The 5,641-nt window shown below is 52.5% G+C and carries 2 rRNA genes; both read right to left on the bottom strand.

Annotation, left to right across the window (positions count from 1 at the left end):
• Nucleotides 1-170: 170 nt before the first annotated feature.
• A 23S ribosomal RNA gene (locus QMG40_RS17245) occupies nt 171-3,345 on the bottom strand.
• Nucleotides 3,346-3,924: 579 nt separating this feature from the next.
• Nucleotides 3,925-5,460: ribosomal RNA gene (locus QMG40_RS17240) — 16S ribosomal RNA — on the bottom strand.
• The 16S and 23S rRNA genes sit together here, the layout of an rRNA operon.
• Between the last annotated feature and the right edge of the window lie 181 nt (nt 5,461-5,641).

The following is a 5,641-nucleotide window of genomic DNA, read 5'->3' as shown; positions in this document are numbered from 1 at the left end:
TATTTCTATTTTATTATACATGTAATTACCATTCCTATAAACCTTTGTTTAGGGGTTTATAGGTTTTGGTGGTGTCATGTTTTTTTTGTTTCCTGTCCGAACAAACGGGTGGGTTTGTTGGTTGGGAACCACATAGTGAACGCGAGCATACTTGTTTTTATAAAGTGTGTGTGGTGTAAGTTATCGGCCTATTAGTACCGGTCAGCTTCACGAGTCTTTAGTCCTCGCTTCCACGTCCGGCCTATCAACCCAGTAGTCTAGCTGGGGGCCTCTCACACTTTTACGTGTAGGGAAATCTCATCTTGAAGCGGGCTTCCCGCTTAGATGCTTTCAGCGGTTATCCCATCCGAACGTAGCTAATCAGCGATGCACTTGGCAGTACAACTGACACACCAGAGGTTCGTCCGTCCCGGTCCTCTCGTACTAAGGACAGCCCTTCTCAAATTTCCTGCGCGCGCAGCGGATAGGGACCGAACTGTCTCACGACGTTCTAAACCCAGCTCGCGTACCGCTTTAATGGGCGAACAGCCCAACCCTTGGGACCTACTCCAGCCCCAGGATGCGACGAGCCGACATCGAGGTGCCAAACCATGCCGTCGATATGGACTCTTGGGCAAGATCAGCCTGTTATCCCCGAGGTACCTTTTATCCGTTGAGCGACGGCCATTCCACAATGTGCCGCCGGATCACTAGTCCCGACTTTCGTCCCTGCTCGAGGTGTCCCTCTCACAGTCAAGCTCCCTTGTGCACTTACACTCGAAACCTGATTGCCAACCAGGCTGAGGGAACCTTTGGGCGCCTCCGTTACTCTTTAGGAGGCAACCGCCCCAGTTAAACTACCCATCAGGCACTGTCCCTGACCCGGATTACGGGCCGAAGTTAGATGTCCAAAGTGACCAGAGTGGTATTTCAACGATGACTCCATAACAACTAGCGTTGCTACTTCACAGTCTCCCACCTATCCTACACAAGCCACTCCGAACACCAATACCAAACTATAGTAAAGGTCTCGGGGTCTTTCCGTCCTGCTGCGCGTAACGAGCATCTTTACTCGTACTGCAATTTCGCCGAGTTTATGGTTGAGACAGCGGGGAAGTCGTTACTCCATTCGTGCAGGTCGGAACTTACCCGACAAGGAATTTCGCTACCTTAGGATGGTTATAGTTACCACCGCCGTTTACTGGGGCTTAAATTCTCAGCTTCGCACACAAGTGTGCTAACCGGTCCTCTTAACCTTCCAGCACCGGGCAGGAGTCAGTCCGTATACATCGTCTTGCGACTTCGCACGGACCTGTGTTTTTAGTAAACAGTCGCTTCCCCCTGGTCTCTGCGGCCCACACACGCTCACGGACAGCTAGTGTCCTTCACGTGGCAGGCCCCCCTTCTCCCGAAGTTACGGGGGCATTTTGCCGAGTTCCTTAACCATAATTCTCTCGATCGCCTTAGTATTCTCTACCTGATCACCTGTGTCGGTTTGGGGTACGGGCAGTTAGAACCTCACGTCGATGCTTTTCTAGGCAGCATAGGATCACCGAATTCCCCCCTACGGGGGTCCCATCAGATCTCAGAATCGTCATTGAAGACAACACAACGGATTTGCCTATCGTGTTTCCTACGTCCTTAGACCGGGACTACCATCGCCCGGCTCGGCTACCTTCCTGCGTCACACCTGTTAATACGTTTACCTCCCCGGTTCAGTTCCCACGCTCCCCACACATCCTGGTCCCGAAGGACACTCAATGATGGTTTGGGTGGTTAGTATCACCGGTTCAATATTGGCGGTTCTTCACCGGTACGGGAATATCAACCCGTTGTCCATCGACTACGCCTGTCGGCCTCGCCTTAGGTCCCGACTTACCCAGGGCAGATTAGCTTGACCCTGGAACCCTTGATCATTCGGCGGACGGGTTTCTCACCCGTCTTTCGCTACTCATGCCTGCATTCTCACTCGTGTAGGCTCCACCGCTAGTTCACACTGCGACTTCAATGCCCACACGACGCTCCCCTACCACTCCAAACCCCTGAAAAACACTCACGAGGAACATTTTTAGGGTCATGTTTGAAATCCACAACTTCGGCGGTGTACTTGAGCCCCGCTACATTGTCGGCGCGGGATCACTTGACCAGTGAGCTATTACGCACTCTTTTAAGGATGGCTGCTTCTAAGCCAACCTCCTGGTTGTCTAAGCAATCCCACATCCTTTCCCACTTAGCACACGCTTAGGGGCCTTAGTTGGTGGTCTGGGCTGTTTCCCTCTCGACTATGAAGCTTATCCCCCACAGTCTCACTGCTGCGCTCTGACTTACCGGCATTCGGAGTTTGGCTGACGTCAGTAACCTTGTAGGGCCCATTAGCCATCCAGTAGCTCTACCTCCAGTAAGAAACACGCAACGCTGCACCTAAATGCATTTCGGGGAGAACCAGCTATCACGAAGTTTGATTGGCCTTTCACCCCTACCCACAGCTCATCCCCTCCATTTTCAACTGAAGTGGGTTCGGTCCTCCACGCGCTCTTACACGCGCTTCAACCTGGCCATGGGTAGATCACTTCGCTTCGGGTCTAGATCACGCCACTAAACTCGCCCTATTCAGACTCGCTTTCGCTACGGCTTCCCCACACGGGTTAACCTCGCGACGTAACACTAACTCGCAGGCTCATTCTTCAAAAGGCACGCCATCACAAGAACAACTACCCACAAGGGGCACGCTTGCTCTGACGGATTGTAAGCACACGGTTTCAGGTACTATTTCACTCCCCTCCCGGGGTACTTTTCACCTTTCCCTCACGGTACTTGTCCGCTATCGGTCATTAGGTAGTATTTAGGCTTATCAGGTGGTCCTGACAGATTCACACGGGATTTCTCGGGCCCCGTGCTACTTGGGATACTCACCCAAGGGAGTGCACTGCATTTCAGTTACGGGACTCTCACCCTCTACGGTCGGCCATTCAAAACCGTTCACCTATACATGCACCATTCCCCTTCCTGAACCGGCAGATCCAGATCGGTAAGTCCCACAACCCCGCACCATGCAACGCCCGCCGGCTATCACACATGACACGGTTTAGCCTGTTCCGCTTTCGCTCGCCACTACTAACGGAATCACTTTTGTTTTCTCTTCCTGTGGGTACTGAGATGTTTCACTTCCCCACGTTCCCTCCACACATCCTATATATTCAGATGCAGGTCACTACCTCGTCTTGCAACGGGTAGCGGGGTTCCCCCATTCGGACACCCTCGGATCAAAGTTTGGTTATCAACTCCCCGAGGCTTATCGCAGATTCCTACGTCCTTCTTCGGCTCCTAATGCCAAGGCATCCACCGTGCGCCCTTAAAAACTTGACCACACACTCTGGTCACTCTTACTTATCGAGAGAACCATGAAAACCAACACCACCACCCCAAAAGGGTCGTGACATCAGATCCAGGTTCAATTATCTCAAAGAAATTGCTTCTTTATAAAGATGCTCGCGTTCACTATGTAGTTCTCAAACAACAACCCCACCACACACCCCACCAACCACAGCAACACACAAAAGTGTGTCACCGAACAGGCCAGAGAAGTCATGTGCGGGAAACCAGGCACAACACAACCACCAACACCACACCCCCCACCACGTAAACACCCAACAAACAGGCACTCACCCACAGGAAACACGATAATCAGCGGTCCTTGTTATTCCAGGACCCAACAGTGTGCCAAACACAACAACAACTACCAACAACCCCTAACAGCTCTTTCCTCACACCCACCAAAGGATGCGGTACTCAAACCAAGGCCGCGATACTCATCATCAGCTATCTTATTGATATTCCACCCTTGAGCAACTCACCCAGAAACAGACGTCCTGGCAATGAGTCTTTACTCCTCCTACCACCAACACAACCCATGCGGGCCATACCGTGATACTCGGTGCTCCTTAGAAAGGAGGTGATCCAGCCGCACCTTCCGGTACGGCTACCTTGTTACGACTTAGTCCCAATCGCCAGTCCCACCTTCGACAGCTCCCTCCCCACAAGGGGGTTAGGCCACCGGCTTCGGGTGTTACCAACTTTCGTGACTTGACGGGCGGTGTGTACAAGGCCCGGGAACGTATTCACCGCAGCGTTGCTGATCTGCGATTACTAGCGACTCCGACTTCATGGGGTCGAGTTGCAGACCCCAATCCGAACTGAGACCGGCTTTTTGGGATTAGCTCCACCTCACAGTATCGCAACCCATTGTACCGGCCATTGTAGCATGCGTGAAGCCCAAGACATAAGGGGCATGATGATTTGACGTCGTCCTCACCTTCCTCCGAGTTGACCCCGGCAGTCTCCTATGAGTCCCCACCACTACGTGCTGGCAACATAGAACGAGGGTTGCGCTCGTTGCGGGACTTAACCCAACATCTCACGACACGAGCTGACGACAACCATGCACCACCTGTAAACCGACCGCAAGCGGGGCACTTGTTTCCAAGTGTTTCCAGTTCATGTCAAGCCTTGGTAAGGTTCTTCGCGTTGCATCGAATTAATCCGCATGCTCCGCCGCTTGTGCGGGCCCCCGTCAATTCCTTTGAGTTTTAGCCTTGCGGCCGTACTCCCCAGGCGGGGCACTTAATGCGTTAGCTACGGCGCGGAAAACGTGGAATGTCCCCCACACCTAGTGCCCAACGTTTACGGCATGGACTACCAGGGTATCTAATCCTGTTCGCTCCCCATGCTTTCGCTCCTCAGCGTCAGTTAATGCCCAGAGACCTGCCTTCGCCATCGGTGTTCCTCCTGATATCTGCGCATTTCACCGCTACACCAGGAATTCCAGTCTCCCCTACATCACTCTAGTCTGCCCGTACCCACCGCAGATCCGGGGTTGAGCCCCGGACTTTCACGGCAGACGCGACAAACCGCCTACGAGCTCTTTACGCCCAATAATTCCGGATAACGCTTGCGCCCTACGTATTACCGCGGCTGCTGGCACGTAGTTAGCCGGCGCTTCTTCTGCAAGTACCCTCAACCAGCTAAACACTGGCCTTGTTCCCTACTGAAAGAGGTTTACAACCCGAAGGCCGTCATCCCTCACGCGGCGTCGCTGCATCAGGCTTTCGCCCATTGTGCAATATTCCCCACTGCTGCCTCCCGTAGGAGTCTGGGCCGTGTCTCAGTCCCAGTGTGGCCGGTCACCCTCTCAGGCCGGCTACCCGTCGTCGCCTTGGTGAGCCATTACCTCACCAACAAGCTGATAGGCCGCGAGTCCATCCAAAACCAATAAATCTTTCAACCAAACCCCATGCGAGGTAAAGTCAATATCCAGTATTAGACCCCGTTTCCAAGGCTTATCCCAGAGTTAAGGGCAGGTTACTCACGTGTTACTCACCCGTTCGCCACTAATCCCCCCACAAGTGAGGTTCATCGTTCGACTTGCATGTGTTAAGCACGCCGCCAGCGTTCATCCTGAGCCAGGATCAAACTCTCCGTTAATAACTAAACAGACACACACAAACACACCGGAAAAAGGTCATGAATGCATGCACTAAATTCGAAACCAGCTAAACAACCATTCATCACCACAGGGGCGGCAACAAACAGTCAAATAACCAATTCAATATAAATAAATTGGTATCAATAAAACTTGGCACACTATTGAGTTCTCAAACAACAA

Source organism: Arthrobacter antibioticus, assembly GCF_030063205.1.
Classification (GTDB): domain Bacteria; phylum Actinomycetota; class Actinomycetes; order Actinomycetales; family Micrococcaceae; genus Specibacter.
The sequence above is the reverse complement of the archived record's forward strand: the minus strand, read 5'-3'. Positions and strand labels throughout refer to the sequence as shown.